The sequence below is a fragment of the Ornithinimicrobium sp. F0845 genome (assembly GCF_023015765.1).
In the GTDB taxonomy this organism is placed as follows: domain Bacteria; phylum Actinomycetota; class Actinomycetes; order Actinomycetales; family Dermatophilaceae; genus Ornithinicoccus.
The window spans coordinates 41,971-63,049 of the sequence record NZ_JALKAL010000014.1 but is presented as its reverse complement, the minus strand read 5'-3'; the positions used below and the strand labels follow the sequence as shown (position 1 = coordinate 63,049).

Below are 21,079 nucleotides of genomic sequence, written 5' to 3'. Positions count from 1 at the left end.
CAAACCCGGGACAGCGTCGGCCCGGGGGCGCACCACCTTCGGCCGGCCGAAAAAGTGCTGCGCCGACTGTAGACGCTGCCGCCGGTGACCGGAAGGAACCGTGCCGAGCGTCACATAACTATGCAAGGCTGAGCATAACTTGTCACTAGCGGGTCGGGTCGGGTGCCGCCGCGGACCCGTCGACCCCGGGCGCACGAGGTGGGGAGTGTCGGTGCCACGATCTACCATCGAGAGCGTGCCATCCACGACTGCCGCCACCTCCCTCCCGCACCGCCACGACCGGTTGGTCGTGCGGGGTGCCCGCGAGCACAATCTCAAGGACCTCTCGGTCGACATCCCGCGCGACTCGCTCGTCGTCTTCACCGGCCTGAGCGGCTCCGGCAAGTCCTCCCTGGCGTTCGACACGATCTTCGCCGAGGGGCAACGGCGCTACGTCGAGTCCCTGTCGGCCTACGCCCGGCAGTTTCTGGGGCAGATGGACAAGCCCGACGTGGACTTCATCGAGGGGTTGTCTCCTGCGGTGTCGATCGACCAGAAGTCCACCAACCGCAACCCGCGGTCGACGGTGGGCACGATCACCGAGGTCTATGACTATCTCCGCCTCCTGTATGCCCGGGTGGGCCGGCCGCACTGCCCGGTCTGTGGCGAGGCGATCGCCCGGCAGACCCCGCAGCAGATCGTCGACCGGCTGCTCGAGCTCCCCGAGGGCACCAGGTTCCAGGTGCTGGCACCGGTCGTGCGGGCCCGCAAGGGGGAGTATGTCGATCTGTTCAGCGAGCTGCAGACGAAGGGCTTCTCGCGGGCCCGGGTGGACGGCGAGGTGCTCTCGCTGACCGAGCCGCCGACGCTGGAGAAGCAGAAGAAGCACTCCATCGAGGTGGTCGTGGACCGGCTGGTGGCCAAGGGCGGCGACGGCAAGGCCAAGCAGCGGCTCACCGACTCGGTGGAGACCGCCCTCGGTCTGGCCGGTGGCCTGGTCGTCGTCGAGTTCGTGGACATCGCCGACGACGACCCGGAGGGCCGCCCGCGGGAGCGCCGCTTCTCCGAGCGGATGGCCTGCCCCAACGACCACCCTCTGGCGATCGACGAGATCGAGCCGCGGTCGTTCTCCTTCAACTCCCCGTTCGGTGCCTGCCCCTCCTGCACCGGCATCGGCGTCGAGCTCGAGGTCGACCCCGAGCTGGTCATCCGCGACGAGGACGCCACCATCATGGCGGGCGCGATCACCCCGTGGTCGACCGCCCACGGGATCAGCGACTTCTTCGTGCGGGTGCTCGGTGGGTTGGGGGAGGACCTCAAGTTCGACCTGGAGACCCCGTGGCGGGCCCTGCCCGGGCGGGCGCGCGACGCGATCCTGCACGGCTACCAGCACAAGGTGCACGTCCGCTACCGCAACCGGTTCGGTCGCGAGCGGGCCTACAGCACCGGCTTCGAGGGTGTCATCCCCTATGTCAAGCGCAAGCACGCGGAGACCGACTCGGACACCAGCCGCGAGCGCTACGAGTCCTACATGCGCGAGGTGCCCTGCCCCGTCTGCCAGGGCAGCCGGCTCAAGCCGGAGATCCTGGCCGTGACCGTCGGTGGCCGCAGCATCTCCGAGGTGTGCGCGCTGCCGATCGACCAGTGCGCCGACTTCCTCCGGGGCATCGACTTCAGCGAGCGCGAGGCCCAGATCGCCGACCGGGTCATGGTGGAGGTGCAGTCCCGCCTCGGGTTCCTGCTGGACGTCGGTCTGGACTACATCTCCCTGGACCGGCCTGCGGCCACGCTGTCCGGTGGCGAGGCTCAGCGCATCCGGCTGGCCACCCAGATCGGCTCCGGCCTGGTCGGTGTCCTCTACGTCCTCGACGAGCCATCGATCGGTCTGCACCAGCGGGACAACCACCGGCTCATCGAGACCCTCACCCGGTTGCGTGACCTGGGCAACACCCTGATCGTCGTGGAGCACGACGAGGACACGATCGAGGCTGCCGACTGGGTGGTCGACATCGGCCCCGGCGCGGGCGAGCACGGTGGACAGGTGGTGCACTCCGGCTCGGTGGCGGACCTGCTGACGCACACGTCCTCGGTGACCGGCGCCTACCTGTCCGGTCGGCGGGAGATCGTCGTGCCGGCCCGGCGACGCGGTCAGGACGGGCGGGCGCTGAAGGTCGTCGGCGCGCGGGAGCACAACCTCCAGGGTGTGGACGTCTCCTTCCCGCTGGGCAACCTGGTCGCGATCACCGGCGTGTCCGGGTCGGGCAAGTCGACCCTGGTCAACGACATCCTCTACAAGGTGCTGGCCAACCAGCTCAACGGTGCCCGGCAGGTCCCGGGGCGGCACAAGCGGGTGGAGGGGCTCGGCGCACTCGACAAGGTGGTGCACGTCGACCAGGGCCCCATCGGCCGCACCCCCCGGAGCAACCCGGCGACCTACACCGGCGTCTTCGACCACATCCGCAAGCTCTTCGCCGAGACCACCGAGGCCAAGGTCCGGGGCTACCTGCCCGGGCGCTTCTCCTTCAACGTCAAGGGCGGGCGCTGCGAGGCGTGCGCCGGTGACGGCACCCTGAAGATCGAGATGAACTTCCTGCCCGACGTCTACGTCCCGTGCGAGGTCTGTCACGGTGCGCGCTACAACCGGGAGACCCTGGAGGTGCACTTCAAGGGCCGGACCATCTCCGAGGTCCTCGACATGCCCATCGAGGAGGCCGCCGGGTTCTTCGCGGCGGTCCCCGCGATCGCCCGGCACCTGACGACCCTGGTCGAGGTCGGGCTCGGCTACGTCCGCCTGGGGCAGCCCGCCCCGACCCTCTCCGGCGGCGAGGCCCAACGGGTCAAGCTGGCGGCCGAGCTGCAGAAGCGGTCGACGGGCCGCACGGTCTACGTCCTGGACGAGCCGACGACGGGGCTGCACTTCGAGGACATCCGCAAACTGTTGGGGGTCCTGCAGGGCCTGGTCGACAAGGGCAACACCGTCCTGGTGATCGAGCACAACCTGGACGTCATCAAGAGCGCCGACTGGGTTGTCGACCTAGGGCCCGAGGGCGGCCGGGGCGGTGGCACGGTCGTCGCCGAGGGCACGCCCGAGGCCGTGGCGGCCGACCCGGACAGCCACACCGGGCGCTTCCTGGCCCCGCTGCTCGAGCGCGGCCGTCGCCCCGCGGCTGCCCGCTCCGGACCCCGTGGGCGGTCCGCCTGACCGATGGCAGACCCCTCCAGCTACCGCCCCCGTCCGGGGGAGATCCCGACCGAGCCCGGTGTCTACCGGTTCCGTGACCAGCACGGACGGGTCATCTACGTGGGCAAGGCGGTCTCGCTGCGCTCTCGGCTGAGCTCGTACTTCCAGGATCTCTCGGCGCTCCACCCGCGGACCCGCACCATGGTGCAGACCGGGGCCTCGGTGGAGTGGACGGTCGTGCGCAACGAGGTCGAGGCACTCCAGCTGGAGTACGCCTGGATCAAGGAGTACGACCCCCGGTTCAACGTCAAGTACCGCGACGACAAGTCCTACCCCTATCTCGCGGTCACGATGGGGGAGGAGTTCCCCCGGGCCCAGGTCATGCGCGGCGCCAAGAAGTCCGGCACCCGCTACTTCGGGCCCTACGCCCACGCGTGGGCGATCCGGGAGACCCTGGACCAGCTGCTGCGGGTGTTTCCGGTGCGCACCTGCAGCAAGGGCGTGTTCAAGCGCGCCAACCAGGTCGGCCGACCGTGCCTGCTGGGCTACATCGACAAGTGCTCGGCGCCGTGCGTCGGTCGGGTCACCCCCGAGGAGCACCGCGCGATCGCCGAGGACTTCTGCGACTTCATGACCGGCAACACCGGCCGCTTCGTCAAGGACCTTGAACAGCGGATGCGCGCCGCCAGCGCGGAGCTCGACTTCGAGACGGCCGCCCGGCTCCGCGACGACATCGTGGCGCTCCAGCGGGCGCTGGAGAAGTCAGCCGTCGTGCTGCCGGACGCGACCGATGCCGACGTCTTCGCCCTGGCCGACGACGAGCTCGAGGTCGCCTTCCAGGTGTTCCACGTGCGCGGCGGCCGGGTGCGCGGGCAGCGAGGGTGGGTCAGTGAGAAGGGGGCCGAGGACCTCGCCGAGATCGTCGAGCACCTGTTGCAGCAGGTGTATGGCGGGGAGTCACCGGAGGCGGTGCCGCGCGAGGTGCTCGTGCCGGTCGAGCCCACCGGCCGGGGCAACCTGGAGGAGTGGCTCAGCACCCTGCGCGGCGCGAGGGTGCGCATCCGGGTGCCGCAGCGCGGTGACAAGCGGGCGCTGCTGGAGACCGTGGCCCGCAACGCCACCCAGTCGCTGGCGCGGCACAAGGTGGCCCGGTCCGGCGACCTCACCGCACGCAGCCAGGCGCTCCAGGAGCTGCAGGACGCGCTCGAGCTCGACGAGGCGCCGCTGCGCATCGAGTCCTTCGACATCAGCCACGTGCAGGGCACGGACGTGGTGGGCTCGATGGTGGTCTTCGAGGACGGACTCCCGCGCAAGAGCGAGTACCGCCGTTTCATCGTCCGGCACGGCACCGCCGACGACACCGCCGCCATGCACGAGGTGCTGACCCGGCGCTTCCGGCACCTGCTCAACGCCCCGGCCGCGGCGGAGGACCCGGCGCCGCTCACGGCAGCCGGTCAACCGGTCCCGGCAGCCGGTCAGCCGGTCACCTCAGACGGCCGCCCGGTCGCCGCGGGTGGTCAGCCCGTCACGCCGGAGGGACGACCGGCCCGGTTCGCCTACCCGCCCAACCTGGTGGTCGTCGACGGCGGGCTGCCCCAGGTCAACGCCGCGGCCGCCGCCCTCAGCGAGGTCGGGGTCAACGACGTGACGGTCATCGGTCTGGCCAAGCGACTAGAGGAGGTGTGGGTGCCGGGGCAGGAGTTCCCGGTCATCCTGCCCCGGACCAGCGAGGGGCTCTACCTGCTGCAGCGGGTCCGGGACGAGGCGCACCGCTTCGCCAACACCTTCCACCGGCAGCGCCGGTCCAAGTCGATGACCTCCAGCCGCCTGGACGGCATCCCCGGGCTGGGTCCCGCACGTCAGAAGGCCCTGCTGCGCGCGTTCGGCTCCGTGCGCAAGATCGAGGCGGCCTCGGTGGAGGAGCTGGCCGGAGTCCCCGGCATCGGCCCCGCGCTGGCGGCGCTGGTCCACGAGAAACTCACTGGTGAGGCGACCACGGCGGCGCCGCGGGTTAACCTGGCTACCGGTGAAGTGATGGACTGAGGGAGAGCCACATGACTGAGCTAGGGGCGGACGCAGTCGGGTCCGGGAGCACGGCCGCGACACAGGTGTCGGACACGTCCGTGCCAGAGCCCCAGGATGGGCGCGAACACCGTGAGTTCGTGCTCATCACGGGGATGAGCGGGGCGGGACGCTCGACAGCGGCCAACGTGCTGGAGGACCGCGGCTGGTATGTCGTGGACAACATCCCGCCCAAGATGCTCGCCGACCTCGTCGAGATCGTCTCCGGTGGTGTGCGACCGCAGCGGCTCGCGGCTGTCGTCGACGTCCGCAGCCGCGACTTCACGACCGAGCTGAGCAACGGCATCCAGGAGCTGCAAGCCAACGGCTTCAACCCCCGCACCATCTTCGTGGACGCCACGGACGAGGCCCTGGTGCGGCGTTTCGAGAGCGTCCGGCGGCCCCACCCGCTGCAGGGGGACGGCCTGCTCCTCGACGGCATCCACAAGGAGCGTCGGATGCTGGGCGACATCCGCTCCGGCGCCGATGTCGTCATCGACACAACGGGCTACAACGTGCACCAGCTGGGCGTGGCCGTCGACGAGCTGCTCAACACCGATGTCAGCGTCCGGCTGCGCATGGCGGTGCTGTCGTTCGGCTTCAAGTACGGCATCCCCCTGGACGCCGACATCGTGCTGGACCTGCGCTTCCTGGTCAACCCCTACTGGCAACCCGAGCTGCGGCCGTTCACGGGCCGTGACGAACAGGTGCGGGACTACGTGCTGGGGCAGCGCGGGCTGGACGCCTATCTGGATGCCGTGACCACGATGCTCAACATCGCGATGGACGGTTATCTCTCCGAGGGACGCCGCTACGTGACCGTGGCCATCGGCTGCACGGGCGGCAAGCACCGCTCCGTCGCGGTCACCGAGGAGCTCGTCAAGCGGCTCGAGGGGCGCGCGGGAGTGGCGCTCACGACCTTCCACCGCGACCTGGGGCGCGAGTGAGCCCGCCCCGGGTCGCGTCGGCGCCACGCGTCGTCGCGCTCGGCGGCGGGCACGGTCTCGCCGCCTCCCTGCAGTCGCTGCGCCACCTCACCGAGGAGATCACCGCAGTCGTCACGGTCGCTGACGACGGCGGGTCGAGCGGCCGACTGCGTGACGAGTTCGACATCCTGCCGCCCGGTGACCTGAGGATGGCCCTGGCGGCGTTGTGCGAGGACACCGCGTGGGGTCACCAGTGGAGCGCCGTCCTGCAGCACCGGCTCGGGGGCGACGGCGAGCTGGCCGGGCACGCGCTGGGCAACCTGCTCATCATGAGCCTGTGGGAGCTCCTGGACAGCCCGGTGCGTGGCCTGGACCTCGTCGGTCGCCTGCTGAACACCCGCGGGCGCGTGCTGCCGATGTGCGAGGTGCCGCTCGACATCGAGGCGACCGTGCTGGGAGCAGAGCCCAGCGCCCCGGATGAGATGTCGGTCGTGAAGGGACAGTCGCGGGTGGCCGGCACCCCGGGCCGGGTGCTGAGCGTGCGCATCGTCCCCGAGGAGCCGCCCGCCTCGCCCGACGCGCTGGAGGCGATCAAGCTCGCCGACTGGGTCATCCTGGGGCCCGGCTCGTGGTTCACCTCGGTCATGCCGCACCTGCTCGTCCCCGAGCTCCAGGAGGCTCTCGTCCACACCCCGGCCCGGCGGATCCTCACGCTCAACGTCGGACTCGACGACGACGAGACGCAGGGTTTCTCACCGGCCGAGCACGTGGAGGTCCTCTCCGCGCACGCCCCGGACCTCACGGTCGACTACGTGATCGCCGATCCGGCTGTCGTCCGCAGCGAGGAGCAGTCGCTGCGGGAGGTGGCCCAGGGCATCGGTGCCGAGCTCGTGGTGACACCGGTGCGTAAGATGCGGAGACCGCGGGAGCACGACACCCTGCGGCTGGCCGCGGCCTACCGGGATGTGATCTTCGGTGGCTGAGACACGTACGATCCGGACCCCAAAGGGGGGCACGATGGCGATGACAGCCCGGGTGAAGGACGAGCTGAGCAGGCTTCCCGTCACCAAGACCTGCTGCAAGAAGGCAGAGGTCTCCACCGTGCTGCGCTTCGCCGGCGGCCTGCACATCATCGGCGGACGCATCGTCATCGAGGCCGAGGTGGACACCGCCCAGGTGGCCCGTCGGCTGCGGGCCTTCATGGCCGAGGTCTACGGCTCCACGAGCGAGATGGTCGTCATGGGTCCCGGGGGGCTCCGCAAGGGCACGCGGTATGTCGTGCGCGCCACCTCCGACGGGGAGTCCCTGGCCCGGCAGACCGGCCTGATCGACCACCGGGGCCGTCCGGTCCGCGGGTTGCCCCCGCGCATCGTCGGTGCGTCCGTCTGCGACGCCGAGGCCGCCTGGCGTGGCGCGTTCCTGGCCCACGGGTCGATCACCGAGCCGGGCCGCTCGTCGGCGCTGGAGATCACCTGCCCCGGTCCCGAGGCCGCTCTGGCCCTCGTAGGGGCGGGCCGGCGCATGGGGATCCAGGCCAAGGCCCGTGAGGTCCGCGGCGTGGACCGCGTCGTGATCCGTGACGGTGACGCCATCGGCGCCATGCTCACCAGACTCGGCGCCCACGAGGCGGTGCTGGCCTGGGAGGAGCGGCGGATGCGCCGCGAGGTGCGAGCCACCGCCAACCGGCTGGCAAACTTCGACGACGCCAACCTGCGGCGGTCGGCCCGCGCGGCGGTGGCCGCGGGAGCACGGGTCGAGCGGGCCCTGGAGATCCTCGGCGACCAGGCGCCGGAGCACCTGCGCGTGGCCGGTCTGTTGCGCGTCGAGCACAAGCAGGCGTCGCTGGAGGAGCTCGGTCAGCTGGCTGACCCGCCGATGACCAAGGACGCCGTCGCGGGCCGGATCCGCCGGCTGCTGGCGATGGCCGACAAGCGCGCCGAGGAGTTCGGCATCGAGGGGACCGAGGCGGGTCTGACGGCGGAGATGCTCGAGGACTGACCCCCGGTGTGTCCTTCGCGCTCAGGGGACGGAGCCAACACGGTCTGAGGCTCGCACCGGTGACCTGTCAGGGGGCGTGGGGCCGAGTGGTTGCCACCACCCACCATCCCCTAGGTTTGGGGGTGAGAGGTTCGTCCATCACGACCTGCACACGCGGGTTCAGATCAGGAGGCAGTTCCAGTGACCGTTCGCGTAGGCATCAATGGCTTTGGCCGCATCGGCCGCAACTTCGCTCGCGCTGTCATCGCCTCGGGCGCCGACATCGAGATCGTCGGGGTCAACGACCTCACCGACAACGAGACCCTCGCGCACCTGCTGAAGTACGACTCGATCCTGGGCCGGCTCAGCGAGGAGGTCTCCTCGACCGAGGACGACATCACCGTCGGTGGCAAGACGATCAGGGCCTTCGCCGAGAAGGACCCGGCCGCGCTGCCGTGGGCAGACCTCGGCGCGGACGTCGTCATCGAGTCCACCGGCATCTTCACCGACGCCACCAAGGCCAAGGCCCACATCGACGGTGGGGCCAAGAAGGTCATCATCTCCGCGCCCGGCAAGAACGAGGACTTCACCGTCGTCCTCGGCGTCAACGACGGTGACTATGACCCGGCCAACCACCACATCATCTCCAACGCCTCCTGCACGACGAACTGCCTGGGCCCGATGGCGAAGGTGATGCACGAGGAGTTCGGCATCGTCAAGGGCCTCATGACGACCATCCACGCCTACACCGCCGACCAGAACCTGCAGGACGGTCCCCACAAGGACCTGCGCCGGGCCCGGGCGGCGGCGCTCAACATCGTGCCGACGACCACCGGGGCCGCCAAGGCCATCGGGCTGGTCCTGCCCGAGCTGCAGGGCAAGCTGGACGGCTTCGCGCTGCGTGTCCCGACCCCCACCGGCTCCGCGACCGACCTGACCTTCGAGGCCAGCCGCGAGGTCACGGTCGAGGAGGTCAACGCGGCCGTCAAGAAGCACGCCGAGGGCGACCTCAAGGGCATCCTGCGCTACACCGAGGACCCCATCGTCTCCAAGGACATCGAGGGTGACCCGGCCTCCTGCATCTTCGACGCCGGTCTCACGCGGGTCATCGGCGACCAGGTGAAGGTGGTCGGCTGGTACGACAACGAGTGGGGCTACTCCAGCCGCCTGGTCGACCTGACCGTCCTCGTCGGCGGCTCGCTCTGACCCGGGCGCCACGATGAAGACCATCGCCGACCTCGGTGACCTCCGGGGTCGCCGGGTCCTGGTCCGCAGCGACCTCAACGTCCCGCTGGACGACGCCGGGGCGATCACCGACGACGGCCGCGTCCGCGCGTCGGTGCCGACCATCAAGGACCTCGCTGACCAGGGCGCTCGCGTCATCGTCTGCGCCCACCTCGGACGGCCCAAGGGCGAGCCCGACCCGCAGTTCTCCCTGCGGCCGGTCGCCACGCGCCTGGAGGAGCTGCTCGGCCAGCCGGTCGCCTTCGCCACCGACACGGTGGGGGAGTCGGCCCGCCAGGCCGTCGGAGCGCTCGAGGACGGACAGGTGGTGCTGCTGGAGAACCTGCGCTTCAACGCGGGGGAGACGGCCAAGACCGCTGACGGGCGCCGAGAGTTCGCGGAGCAGCTGGCCGCCCTGGCCGACGCCTTCGTGAGCGACGGGTTCGGGGTCGTTCACCGCGAGCAGGCCAGCGTGTTCGACATCACCCAGTTGCTGCCGTCCGCGGCGGGCGGGCTGGTCGAGACCGAGGTCGGTGTCCTGCGCCGCCTGACCGAGGACCCGCAGAGGCCGTATGCCGTGGTGCTGGGCGGTGCGAAGGTCAGCGACAAGCTCGGGGTCATCGACAACCTGCTCGCCAAGGCCGACCGGCTGTTGATCGGCGGTGGCATGGTCTTCACCTTCCTGAAGGCCCAGGGCCTCGAGGTGGGCCAGAGCCTGCTCGAGGAGGACCAGCTCGACGTCGTCCGCGGATACCTGCAGACGGCCGAGGACACCGGGGTGGAGATCGTGCTGCCGACGGATATCGTCGTGGCCACCGAGTTCTCCGCCGACGCCGACCACGAGGTGGTGGCGGCCGACCAGATCCCCGCCGACCGGATGGGTCTGGACATCGGCCCGGACTCCTCCCGGGTGTTCGCGGACAAACTCGCCGACGCGAGGACGGTGTTCTGGAACGGCCCCATGGGGGCCTTCGAGATGGCGCCCTACGCCGACGGCACGCGGGCGGTGGCCCGCGCCCTGGTCGACATCACGGCCGAGCATGACGCGCTGACCGTCGTCGGTGGTGGCGACAGCGCGGCCGCCGTGCGCCAGTTCGGTCACCGCGACGACGAATTCGGTCACATCTCCACCGGGGGCGGCGCCTCGCTGGAGTTCCTGGAGGGCAAGACCCTCCCTGGTCTCGACGTCCTGGAGGACTGAGCACTGATGGCTGCACGCACCCCCCTGATGGCGGGCAACTGGAAGATGAACCTGGACCACCTGCAGGCCACGCACCTGGTCCAGAAGCTGGACTGGAGCCTGCGGGACGCCAAGCACGACTTCGCGGCCGTCGAGGTGGTGGTCCTGCCCCCGTTCACCGACCTGCGCTCCGTGCAGACACTGGTGCAGGGCGACCGGCTCGAGCTCGGCTACGGTGCCCAGGACCTGTCGCAGCACGACTCAGGGGCCTACACCGGCGAGATCTCCGGGGCGTTCCTGGCCAAGCTCGGCTGCAGCTACGTCGTGGTCGGCCACAGCGAGCGTCGTCAGCTGCACGCGGAGGACGACCAGCTGGTCGCCGCGAAGGTGGCAGCGGCCCTGAGGCACGAGCTGGTGCCCATCGTCTGTGTCGGCGAGCCTCTGGAGGTCCGGCAGGCCGGCGAGCACGTCCCGCACGTGTTGGCCCAGCTCGACGCCGCGCTGGAGGGCCTGGACGCCGCCACGGTCAGGACGCTGGTCATCGCCTACGAGCCGGTGTGGGCCATCGGCACGGGGGAGGTCGCGACGCCCGAGGACGCCCAGGAGGTGTGCGCGGCGATCCGCACCCGTGTCGCCGAGCTCACGACGGGCGACACGGCGGACGCGGTCCGCATCCTCTACGGTGGCTCGGTGAAGGCCGGCAACGTCGCGTCCATCATGGCGCAGGAGGATGTCGACGGCGCCCTCATTGGCGGTGCCTCGATCAACGTCGACGAGTTCGCGAGCATCTGCCGCTACCAGCAGCACGTGGGCGGCTGACAGCCCACAGCCCACCGCACGGTCGGTCCCGGGGGTCGGCTGGGTTATCCTGTCACCTGCTCCTGAACCCGGGCCACGGTGCCCGACCCGACGTGAGGTGTTCGCCTGTGGACCTGGTCCGGATCTTCCTTGATGTGCTGCTCGTGCTGAGTAGCGCGTTCCTGGTGTTGCTGATCCTGATGCACAAGGGCCGCGGCGGCGGTCTCTCCGACATGTTCGGCGGCGGGATGTCCAGCAGCCTGGGTGGGTCCACGGTGGCCGAGCGCAACCTCACCCGGATCACGATCGCCGTCTCGATCATCTGGGTCGCAGCGATCGTCGGCATCGGGCTGCTGATCCGCTTCGCCTGATCCGGTCGCCTGATCCGCCACGCCTGATCCGGTTCGCCTGATCCGCTACGCCTGACCCGCTACGCCCGATCCGCTGTGGCGGATTGACGCCCCGGTGGCCGGGCCGTCACGACGACGCCCCCTGACGCGACCCGCCCCACCCCCTGACGTCCTGCCGACCTCCGGCGGGTTACATTGCTGCCTCAGGATCGGTGCGAGCTCCAGGAGGTCCAACTGTGGTCGGGACGAATTCCATCAGGGGTAGCCGGGTGGGTTCTGGCCCCTCCGGTGAGGCGGAGCGTGGCGAGTCCGCGCCGCGCATCGAGCTGTCCTACTGGTGCCAGAACGGCCACGAGAGCCGACCCAGCTTTGCCGCGGAGGGCATCGAGGAGGCACCGGAGTTCTGGGACTGCCCGCGTTGTGGGCTCCCGGCCGGTCAGGACAAGGACAACCCTCCGGCGCCACCGAAGAATGAGCCCTATAAGACGCACCTGGCCTACGTGAAGGAGCGCCGGTCAGACAAGGCAGGCGCGGACCTGCTGGACGAGGCCCTCGCGTCGCTCCGCGAGCGGCGCGGCACCTCCGACACCCCCTAGACACCACCGAGCGCGTCATGTTGCGAGTCACCGCGCCCGGTCGGTAGTGCTTCTCGTGGGTCACACCAGGGCCCCAGGGCGACCCTAGCGTTCCCCGCGAGAGCACCCCGCGGAGCCGTGGATTGGTCCTGGCCTCGAGAGGACCGAGCTTCGCTTCGACATTCCCCCCGTGGAGGGCGGGTCGGCTCAGGTTGCGGCGGCGGCTTCGTCGAGCCACCAGGTGGTCTCGCGGGTGCCGCGGACCCAGGAGGCGGGGACCTGGGGGTCGTCGTGCGCGGCGCGAGCGGCAGCCACGGCGTCCGCCTTGTCGGCGCCCGACACGACGAACCACACGCGTTCGGCAGCGTTGAGCGCGGGCACCGTCAGGGTCAGCCGCAGCGGGGGCGGCTTTGGCGACCCGGTGACCGGCACCGCCACCCGGTCCGTGACGTGCAACTCATCCCTCCCGGGGAACAGGGAGGCCACGTGCGTGTCCGGTCCCAGCCCGAGGAGCACCACGTCGAAGCGTGGCGAGTGCTCACCCTCGGCCGCATGGGCCGCGAGGTCGACCGCCCAACGATCTGCGGCCGCAGGGAGCTCATCCGCGTCCGAGCCGGCCGGCGTCGAGTGGACCTGTGACGCGGGGACCGGGATCCGGTCCAGACCCGCGTCCCGTGCCTGCTGGTCGTTGCGGTCGGCGTGCCCGTCGGGCACGAACCGCTCATCACCCCACCAGATGTGCACCTTGTCCCAGGTCTCTGCTGGGAGGTCCAGGGCGGCGAGGGCCGCCACGGTGCGGGCGCCCATGGACCCGCCGGTCAGCACCAGGTGCGCGACTCCGCGGGCCGTCACCGCCTCCTCGATCGCCACGGCGACCGCCGCTGCCACGTCGGCTGCCAGGGCCTCGCTGTCGTCCGAGAGGCGCACCGTGCCAGTCTCCATCTGCTCCAACTCGTCACTCACTCGTTCGTGCAGTCGGTCTGCCGGGGGAGCGCCCTCCCGCGGGGTCAGGTCATCCAGTGCCGCCGAGGACATGGCCTGCGAGCCGCTGTGGTCCACCGGTGCCGGTGCCGTCGGGGCTTCCTCGCGGGCCGTCCTGCGCTGCCTGCCGGTTCTCCTGGTGACCCGGGGCAGGCCGTCGGTCAGCGCCGCGGCGTAGATCTCGTCCGCGTCGAGCCGGCGCAGCTCATCGGCCAGGCACTCAGCTGCGTCCGGGACGCGCAGCGCGACCTCACGAACCGGACGGCCCGGCTGGGCCAGGGTCGACAGCCCCTCATCGGCATGGACCAGGTCGATCGGGCCGTCCTCGCGCTCCATCCGGACACTGACGATCCCGCTGCCCGGGTCGCTGGTGACCCGTTGCACCGGCACGTCGAGAGCATGGGCGAGCCACCCGGCGATCAGGTCGGCACTGGGCTCGTCGGGTTCGGCCACGACCAGCGCCGAGCGCACCTGACCGAACGGCGGCTCGTCCAGCGCGGCGGCCAGCAACCCACGCCACCGGGTGACGCGAGTCCACGCCAGGTCCGTGTCCCCCGGGGCGTAGTGGGTGGCCCGGCGCTTCAGCTGTATGGTGGGCCGGGCGCACGCGCCGGCGTCGGTGATCCGGCGCCGCGCGATGCTGCCCAGGGCGCTCTCCGCGACGTCGCTCGGGGGCTCGCCCGGCCACCACGCCACGATGGGGGAGTCGGGCAGCAGGAGCGGGGTCACCACCGAGGCCCCGTGGTCGGCCATCTCCCCGAAGAGCCGCAGCACCACGACCTCACTGGCCCCGGCATCGCCCCCCACGCGGATCTGGGCGTCGAGCCGACTGGTCCCGCGACGGTTGGCGCGGACGACGGCGAGGATGCGTGCCGGGTGCTGCCGGGTGGCGTCGTTGGCCACCTCCAGGGCGCTGTCCGCCTGGTCCTCGTCCGTGACGATCAGCAGGGTGAGGACCCGCCCCATCGCCATCGCGCCCACGGAGTGGCGCAGCGCGATGAGCCGCTTGCTGACGTCGGTCGTGGTGGTGCTGGGCAGGTCGACGATCACGGCAGCCTCCACTCGCGTCCGTCCCGGTGCATCAGCTCGTCGGCCGACTCCGGTCCCCAGGTGCCGGCCCGGTACGGCCCCGGAACGATGTGCTCGCGCTGCCAGTAGTCGATGACCGGGTCGAGGATCCGCCAGGACAGCTCGACCTCCTCGTGCCGGGGGAAGAGGGGCGGGTCTCCGAGAAGCACGTCCAGGATGAGACGCTCGTAGGCCTCGGGGCTGGACTCGGTGAACGAGGCCCCGTAGCCGAAGTCCATCGTGACGTCGCGGACCTCCATCTGGCTGCCGGGCACCTTGGAGCCGAAGCGCATGGTGATCCCCTCGTCCGGCTGGATCCGGATGACGATGGCGTTCTGCCCGAGCTCCTCGGTCGCGGTGCTGCCGAACGGCAGGTGCGGCGCCCGCTTGAAGACGACCGCGATCTCGGTGACCCGCTTGCCCAGGCGCTTACCGGCACGCAGATAGAACGGGACCCCGGCCCACCGGCGGGTGTCCACGTCCAGCTTGATCGCCGCATAGGTCTCGGTGATCGAGTCGGCGGCGACCCCGTCCTCCTCGAGATAGCCCTTGGTGAGCTCGCTGCCCTGCCAGCCCGCGACATACTGCCCCCGGGAGGTGGCGGTGCTCAGGCCGTCCGCGAGCCGGGCGGAGGCGAGGATCTTGAGCTTCTCGACACGCACGGCGCGCGCGGTGAAGTCGATCGGCTCCTCCATCGCGGTCAGCGCCAGCAGTTGCAGCAGGTGGTTCTGGATGACGTCCTTGGCCGCGCCCACGGTGTCGTAGTAGCCCGCGCGGCCGCCGATGCCGATGTCCTCGGCCATCGTGATCTGGACGTGGTCGACATAGTTGCTGTTCCAGATCGGCTCGAACATCTGGTTGGCGAAGCGCAGGGCCAGCAGGTTCTGGACCGTCTCCTTGCCCAGGTAGTGGTCGATCCGGAAGACCGAGTCGGGTGGGAATACGTCCTCCACGATCCGGTTCAGCTCCTGCGCGCTGGCCTGGTCGTGGCCGAAGGGCTTCTCGATGACCACCCGGCGCCAGCTCCCCGGGACGGGGTCGCTCAGTCCCGAGGACCGCAGCTGCTCGCACACCGTGGCAAAGAAGGTCGGGGGGATGGAGAGGTAGAAGGCGTGGTTGCCGCCCGTGCCCCGCTCCTTGTCGAGGTCGCGCACCGTGCTGGCCAGCAGCCGGAACGCGTCAGGGTCGTCGAACTCGCCCGGCACGAACCGGAAACCCTCGGCCAGGCTGCGCCACACGTCATCGCGGAACGGGGTCCTGGCGTGCGCCCGCACCGAGTCGTGCACCACGCGGCCGAAGTCCTGGTGCGCCCAGTCGCGGCGGGCGAAGCCCACCAGGGAGAACCCGGCCGGGAGCAGGCCGCGGTTGGCCAGGTCGTAGATGGCCGGCATGAGCTTCTTGCGCGCCAGGTCGCCGGTCACCCCGAACATGACCATGCTGCACGGTCCCGCGATGCGGGGCAGGCGCTTGTCGTCGGGGTGCCGCAGCGGGTTGTGCCCCGCCGTGACCTCGACCGGGCTCACTCGTGGCCCAGCACGTCTCGCAGCTGCCGGAGGCCGGCTGCCTGGTCGCTCAGGTGCAGCTGCAGGACGGGACGGCCCTGGTCGGCCAGCACCTGGGCGTCCCCCGCCGCCTGGGCGGCGATGAAGGTGCCGAGCGTGAAGTCCTTGCCGGGCACCGGGACATCCTCCGACGGGGTCCCGGTCACCTGCAGATAGACCCCGGTGGCCGGTCCGCCCTTGTGGAACTGACCGGTGGAGTGCAGGAAACGCGGCCCCCAGCCGAAGGTGACCGGCCGACCGGTCCGTGCCTCCAACGAGCCGCGCACGGCGGCCAGGTCGGCGTGCGCGAGACGGTCCAGATAGACCATGACGGCCACGTAGCCCCGCTCCGGGTCCAGCTCGCCCAGGAGCGCGTCCACCGACGCGGTGAGGGACGAGGCGGCCTCGCCGAGGTCGAGCGCGTCACCGGCGCTGCGGATCTCGACGGCACCGTCCGTGCCGAGCGCGGGTTCCGTGGAGTCAGACGGGTCCTCCATCAGCGAGCGCGCGGCGCTCTTGGCGCTCTCCACGTCGGGCTGGTCGAAGGGGTTGATGCCCAACAGTCGTCCGGCGACGGCGGTCGCCACCTCCCACAGGAGGAGCTGGGCGCCGAGGGTGCCCGAGACGCTCACCTGGGAGGGGACGGCCTCGCTGTCGGCCGCCTCGTCGTCGTCCGCGGTGAGCGCCACCACCGTGGCGTCCGCTGCGGAGGCCACGGCCTCCGTCGCGCCCTCGGCGCCGACGACGACGGGCAGCAGCCCGGTGCCCTCCTTGCCGGTGCTCTCCGCGATCAGCTGCTCCGCCCAGTCGGCGAAGCCCACGATGGGCGTGCCGCGGTCGGTGAGGATCAGCTTGTCCCGCAGCGGCGAGGTGCCGCCCAGCGCCGCCCCGAGCCGCAGCCCGGGGTTGGCCTGGTCGTCCTCGGCCAACAGGTCGGCGACCTCCTCGGCCTCGTCGAGCAGTGCCCCGATGTCCACGCCGGCCAGCCCCGAGGGCACCAGCCCGAAGGCGGTCAGCGCGGAGTAGCGGCCCCCGACGTTGGGGTCGGCGTTGATCACGCGGTAACCGTCGGCCCGCGACTGGGTGTCCATCGCGCTGCCCGGGTCGGTGACGATGATGACCCGTTCGATCGGATCGATGCCCGCGTCCTCGAAGGCCTGGACGAAGATGCGACGCTGGGAGTCGGTCTCCACCGTCGACCCGGACTTGGAGGAGACCACGACGGCGGTGCCGGCCAGGTCATCCTCCACGCAGGAGCGCACCATGTCCGGGTCGGAGGAGTCCACGACCACGAGCTCGACGCCGGCCGTGGCGCAGATGACCTCTGGGGCCAGGGAGGAACCTCCCATGCCGCACAGTGCGATCCGACGGACTCCGCGCGTTGCCAGCTCCTCGCGGAGCGCAGCGATCTCTCCCACGAGGGGTCGGGACGTGCGGTGCAGGCCGGTCCAGGCCAGCCGGATGGCGGACTCCGCCTCGGCCTCAGGCCCCCAGAGGGTGGCGTCCTGGGCGAACAGCCGGGAGGCGAATCGTTCATCGACCAGGGGGAGCAGGTGCGCCTCGACGGCGTCGGCCGCGGCGCCCAGCGCCTCGACGGAGAGGGTGCTCACTGGCTCTCGCCCCGCAGGCGGTCGAGCTCGCCCGAGACCGAGTCCAGGAGCTCGCCCCAGGACTTCTCGAACTTGTCCACACCCTCGGTCTCCAGCGTCTCGACCACCTGGGCGTAGCTGACGCCCACCCGCTCGAGATCGTCCAGGACCTGCTGGGACTCGGCGTAGGTGCCGGTCACCGAGTCACCGGGGATCTCGCCGTGGTCCGCGGTGGCCTCCATCGTGGGGTGCGGCATCGTGTTGACGGTGTTGGGGGCGACCAGACCGGCGACGTAGAGGGTGTCCGGGTAGTCCGGGTTCTTCACACCGGTGGAGGCCCACAGCGGGCGCTGGGCGTGCGCACCGTCGTCGGCCAGGTTCTGCCAGCGCGGCGTCGAGAAGACCTCCTCGTAGGCCTGGTAGGCCAGCCGGGCGTTGGCCAGACCTGCCTTGCCGCGCAGCCCCAGCGCCTCGTCGGTGCCGATGGCCTCGAGCTGCTTGTCGACCTCGCTGTCCACGCGGGAGACGAAGAACGAGGCCACGGAGTGGATCTTCGACAGGTCCTTGCCGGCCTCACGGGCCTGCTCGAGCCCGGTGAGGAAGGCGTTCATGACGCCCCGGTAGCGGTCCAGGCTGAAGATGAGCGTGACATTGACGCTGATGCCGTCGGCCAGCACCTGGCTGATGGCCGGCAGTCCCTCGAGGGTGGCCGGGATCTTGATGAACAGGTTCTCCCGGTCGACCGCGGCCCAGAGCTTGCGGGCCATCGCCACCGTGCCCTCGGTGTCGTTCTCCAGGCGCGGGTCCACCTCGATGGACACGCGGCCGTCGACGCCGTCGGAGGCGTCGAACACCGGCCGGAGCACGTCGCACGCGTTGCGGACGTCCTCGGTGGTCAGCTCGAAGACGGCAGTGTCCACGTCCGCACCGGCAGTGACCAGCTCGCGCACCTGCTCGGTGTAGGCCTCGCCGTCGGACAGGGCGTTGGCGAAGATCGTCGGGTTGGTGGTGACCCCGACGACGTTGCGGGTGTCGATCAGCTCCTGCAGCTCTCCGGTGCTGATCATCGACCGGTTGAGGTCGTCCAGCCAGATGGAGACGCCGGCGGCGGCCAGGTCGGCGAGCGGGGTGCGGCCGGTCTGGCTGGTGCTGCTGGTGCTGGTGTTGGTCTCGGTCATGATGCTCACTGCTCCTGGGTTGAGGTGGGGACGTCGCCGACCGTGGGCTCTCCGCTGGCCGGCTCGCCCGGGGTGCCGTGACCGGGGGAGTCGTCCCCGGCGGCCGCTGCGAGGGACTCCTGCGCTGCGGCCGCGACGGCCTCTGGGGTGATCCCGAACTCGCGGTAGAGCCTCTGGTAGTCGGCCGAGGCGCCAAAGTGTTCGAGGCTGACGATCCGGCCCGCGTCGCCGACCAGCTCGCGCCAGCCCTGCGCCACGCCCGCCTCGACACTCACGCGGGCGCGCACCGAGGGAGGCAGCACCTCGTCCCGGTAGGCCTGGTCCTGGCTGTCGAACCACTCGCGGCACGGCATACTCACCACGCGGGCGCGCACCCCCTGCCCGGCGAGCTGTTCGCGGGCCTCCACGGCCAGCTGGACCTCCGAGCCGGTGCCGATGAGCAGCACGTCGGGGTCACCACCCTCGGCGTCGACCAGGACGTAGCCGCCCTTGGCGACGCCCTCGGCCGAGCCGAACGTGGAGCGGTCGAAGGTCGGGACGTTCTGCCGGGTCAGCGCCAGGGCCATCGGGTGGTCGTGGATCTGCAGCACGGTCCGCCAGGCCACCGCGGTCTCGTTGGCGTCGGCCGGGCGGATCACGTCCAGGCCCGGAATGGCCCGCAGCGCGGCGAGGTGCTCGACCGGCTGGTGCGTGGGGCCGTCCTCACCCAGGCCGATGGAGTCGTGGGTCCACACGTAGACCACGGGCAGCTGCTGGATGGAGGCCAGTCGGACCGCGGGCCGCATGTAGTCCGAGAAGACCAGGAACGTGCCACCGTAGGGGCGGGTCAGTCCCTCGAGCGCGATGCCGGACAGGATCATGCCCATGCCGTTCTCGCGGATGCCGAAGTGCAGCGTGCGGCCGTAGGTGTTCCCGGCGAACATGTCGGTCGACTTGGCCTCGGGGACGAAGCTGGGCTCGCCCTTCATCGTGGTGTTGTTCGAGCCGGCCAGGTCGGCCGAGCCTCCCCACAGCTCAGGCATCACCGGGGCGAGGGCGTTCAGCACCTCACCGGACGCCGCCCGGGTTGCCTTCCCCTTGGCGTCGGCCTCAAAGACCGGGAAGGCCTCGTCGAACCCCTCGGGGGTCGCCTTGGCCACGAGGCGGTCGAGCAGGGTGGCCCGGTCCGGGTTGGCGCTGCGCCACTGCGAGTATGTCGTCTCCCACTCCGCGCGTGCCTGCTGCCCGCGCTCGACCACCTTGCGGGCGTGCCCGAGCACCTCCGGGTCGTCTGGGAAGGTCTCCTCGGGATCGAAGCCGAGGAGCTTCTTGGTGGCTGCGACCTCGTCGTCGCCCAGGGCCGAACCGTGGGAGGCGCCGGTGTCGCGCTTGGTGGGGGCGGGCCAGGCGATGATCGTGCGCAGCAGCACGAGCGTGGGCCGGTCCGAGGTCTTGCTCCGCTCCAGGGCGGCATAGAGGGCGTCGACGTTCTCGGTGTAGGGCTCCTGCTCGCGCCAGTCGACGGTCTCGGTGTGCCAGCCGTATGACTCATAGCGCTTGGCCACGTCCTCGGAGAACGCGATGTCGGTGTCGTCCTCGATGGAGATGTAGTTCTGGTCGTAGATCAGGGTCAGGTTGCCGAGCTCCTGGTGCCCGGCGAAGGAGGAGGCCTCGGAGGCCACCCCCTCCATGATGTCGCCGTCGGAGGCGAGGACCCAGATGTGGTGGTCGAACGGCGAGGTGCCCGGCGGCGCGTCGGGGTCGAGCAGCCCCCGCTGTCGACGCTGCGCCGCGGCCATGCCCACGGCAGTGGCCAGGCCCGACCCCAGCGGACCGGTGGTCAGCTCCACCCCGGTCGTGTGGTGCACCTCGGGGTGGCCCGGGGTCGCGCTGCCCCAGGTGCGCAACGCCTTCAGGTCCTCCAACTCCATGCCGTAGCCGGAGAGGTAGAGCTGGATGTACTGCGTCAGGCTCGAGTGGCCGCAGGAGAGGACGAACCGGTCGCGGCCGAGCCAGTGCGGGTCGCTGGGGTCGTGACGCATCACACGCTGATAGAGCAGGTAGGCGACCGGGGCCAGACTCATCGCCGTCCCGGGGTGACCGTTCCCGGTCTTCTGCACGGCATCGGCGGCCAGGACCCGGGCGGTGTCGACGGCACGGACGTCCAGCTCGGTCCAGCCGACGTCGTCGGCGACCGGTGCCGCGAGGCTGGTGTCTCGGCTGGGAATCTCCTGGGTGGTCTCGGTCACGAGTCACTCCTTGCTCGACGGCGGGGGGTGGTGCGCGGCAGCACCACAGACACACCCGACCTTAGCCCCGACCGGGCGAGGACGCACGACCCGTCAGGGGGCGCACTTCTGCGGTGTGACGCGTCCCACGGCGCACCGATGCGGTGACCACCTCCGGAGGCCGGGCCGGTAGCATGACCAAGGCAAGCGGGCCCCTCCGACCGGAGCGCCCGGCATACTCGCAAGGTGCAGGACAAGGACGAC

At 70.8% G+C, this 21,079-nt stretch carries 15 protein-coding genes; 10 read left to right on the top strand and 5 right to left on the bottom strand.

Annotation, left to right across the window (positions count from 1 at the left end; translation table 11 throughout):
• Nucleotides 1-235: 235 nt before the first annotated feature.
• From uvrA to MWU75_RS16710, 10 genes are all read left to right on the top strand, one after another.
• Entirely contained in the window at nt 236-3,181 is a 2,946-nt protein-coding gene (gene uvrA, locus MWU75_RS16755) for an excinuclease ABC subunit UvrA (protein ID WP_247093059.1), read from the top strand.
• Nucleotides 3,182-3,184: 3 nt separating this feature from the next.
• Nucleotides 3,185-5,203 carry an excinuclease ABC subunit UvrC gene (uvrC, locus tag MWU75_RS16750; protein WP_247093057.1) on the top strand — a complete coding sequence of 673 codons (2,019 nt, stop codon included), beginning with the start codon at nt 3,185-3,187 and terminating at the stop codon, nt 5,201-5,203.
• Nucleotides 5,204-5,214: 11 nt separating this feature from the next.
• Entirely contained in the window at nt 5,215-6,168 is a 954-nt protein-coding gene (gene rapZ, locus MWU75_RS16745; protein WP_281497414.1) for an RNase adapter RapZ, read from the top strand.
• Complete coding sequence (gene yvcK, locus MWU75_RS16740; RefSeq protein ID WP_247093055.1) at nt 6,165-7,130, top strand: uridine diphosphate-N-acetylglucosamine-binding protein YvcK; 966 nt, start codon at nt 6,165-6,167, stop codon at nt 7,128-7,130. The genes rapZ and yvcK overlap by 4 nt, the downstream gene beginning before the upstream one ends.
• A gap of 34 nt (nt 7,131-7,164) precedes the next feature.
• Nucleotides 7,165-8,145 carry a DNA-binding protein WhiA gene (whiA, locus tag MWU75_RS16735; protein ID WP_247093053.1) on the top strand — a complete coding sequence of 327 codons (981 nt, stop codon included), beginning with the start codon at nt 7,165-7,167 and terminating at the stop codon, nt 8,143-8,145.
• A 180-nt stretch (nt 8,146-8,325) separates the two neighbouring features.
• The gene (gap, locus tag MWU75_RS16730; protein WP_247093051.1) at nt 8,326-9,330 is read left to right on the top strand and encodes a type I glyceraldehyde-3-phosphate dehydrogenase; all 1,005 of its coding nucleotides are present in this window, start codon (nt 8,326-8,328) and stop codon (nt 9,328-9,330) included.
• A gap of 13 nt (nt 9,331-9,343) precedes the next feature.
• The gene (locus tag MWU75_RS16725) at nt 9,344-10,549 is read left to right on the top strand and encodes a phosphoglycerate kinase (RefSeq protein WP_247093050.1); all 1,206 of its coding nucleotides are present in this window, start codon (nt 9,344-9,346) and stop codon (nt 10,547-10,549) included.
• Nucleotides 10,550-10,555: 6 nt separating this feature from the next.
• Nucleotides 10,556-11,347, top strand: coding sequence for a triose-phosphate isomerase (tpiA, locus tag MWU75_RS16720; protein ID WP_247093049.1), 792 nt, complete (start codon nt 10,556-10,558; stop codon nt 11,345-11,347).
• Nucleotides 11,348-11,454: 107 nt separating this feature from the next.
• Nucleotides 11,455-11,697, top strand: a complete 243-nt coding sequence (gene secG / locus MWU75_RS16715) for a preprotein translocase subunit SecG (protein ID WP_247093048.1) — start codon at nt 11,455-11,457, stop codon at nt 11,695-11,697.
• Nucleotides 11,698-11,912: 215 nt separating this feature from the next.
• The gene (locus tag MWU75_RS16710) at nt 11,913-12,272 is read left to right on the top strand and encodes an RNA polymerase-binding protein RbpA (protein WP_247093047.1); all 360 of its coding nucleotides are present in this window, start codon (nt 11,913-11,915) and stop codon (nt 12,270-12,272) included.
• Nucleotides 12,273-12,458: 186 nt separating this feature from the next.
• Here MWU75_RS16710 and pgl read toward each other — a convergent pair whose 3' ends face one another.
• The 5 genes from pgl to tkt are packed head-to-tail and all read right to left on the bottom strand — an operon-like array spanning nt 12,459 to nt 20,836.
• On the bottom strand, nt 12,459-14,282 hold the full coding sequence (pgl, locus tag MWU75_RS16705; protein WP_247093045.1) for a 6-phosphogluconolactonase: 1,824 nt from the start codon (nt 14,280-14,282) through the stop codon (nt 12,459-12,461).
• Nucleotides 14,279-15,823, bottom strand: a complete 1,545-nt coding sequence (zwf, locus tag MWU75_RS16700; RefSeq protein ID WP_247093043.1) for a glucose-6-phosphate dehydrogenase — start codon at nt 15,821-15,823, stop codon at nt 14,279-14,281. The genes pgl and zwf overlap by 4 nt, the downstream gene beginning before the upstream one ends.
• Nucleotides 15,820-17,451: a glucose-6-phosphate isomerase gene (locus MWU75_RS16695; RefSeq protein ID WP_247093041.1), complete on the bottom strand. Its 1,632-nt coding sequence runs from the start codon at nt 17,449-17,451 to the stop codon at nt 15,820-15,822. The genes zwf and MWU75_RS16695 overlap by 4 nt, the downstream gene beginning before the upstream one ends.
• Nucleotides 17,448-18,608 (bottom strand): transaldolase, encoded by a 1,161-nt coding sequence (gene tal / locus MWU75_RS16690; protein WP_247093039.1) that lies wholly within the window; start codon nt 18,606-18,608, stop codon nt 17,448-17,450. Before tal ends, MWU75_RS16695 begins: the two co-directional genes overlap by 4 nt.
• A 5-nt stretch (nt 18,609-18,613) precedes the next feature.
• Entirely contained in the window at nt 18,614-20,836 is a 2,223-nt protein-coding gene (tkt, locus tag MWU75_RS16685) for a transketolase (RefSeq protein ID WP_247093036.1), read from the bottom strand.
• Nucleotides 20,837-21,079: the final 243 nt, after the last annotated feature.

What these genes read in the sequence shown, in the direction of transcription:
- uvrC (WP_247093057.1), top strand. Translation starts at nt 3,185, where the DNA reads ATGGCAGACCCCTCCAGCTACCGCCCCCGTCCGGGGGAGATCCCGACC.
- rapZ (WP_281497414.1), top strand. Translation starts at nt 5,215, where the DNA reads ATGACTGAGCTAGGGGCGGACGCAGTCGGGTCCGGGAGCACGGCCGCG.
- whiA (WP_247093053.1), top strand. Translation starts at nt 7,165, where the DNA reads ATGGCGATGACAGCCCGGGTGAAGGACGAGCTGAGCAGGCTTCCCGTC.
- MWU75_RS16725 (WP_247093050.1), top strand. Translation starts at nt 9,344, where the DNA reads ATGAAGACCATCGCCGACCTCGGTGACCTCCGGGGTCGCCGGGTCCTG.
- tpiA (WP_247093049.1), top strand. Translation starts at nt 10,556, where the DNA reads ATGGCTGCACGCACCCCCCTGATGGCGGGCAACTGGAAGATGAACCTG.
- tal (WP_247093039.1), bottom strand. Translation starts at nt 18,608, where the DNA reads ATGACCGAGACCAACACCAGCACCAGCAGCACCAGCCAGACCGGCCGC.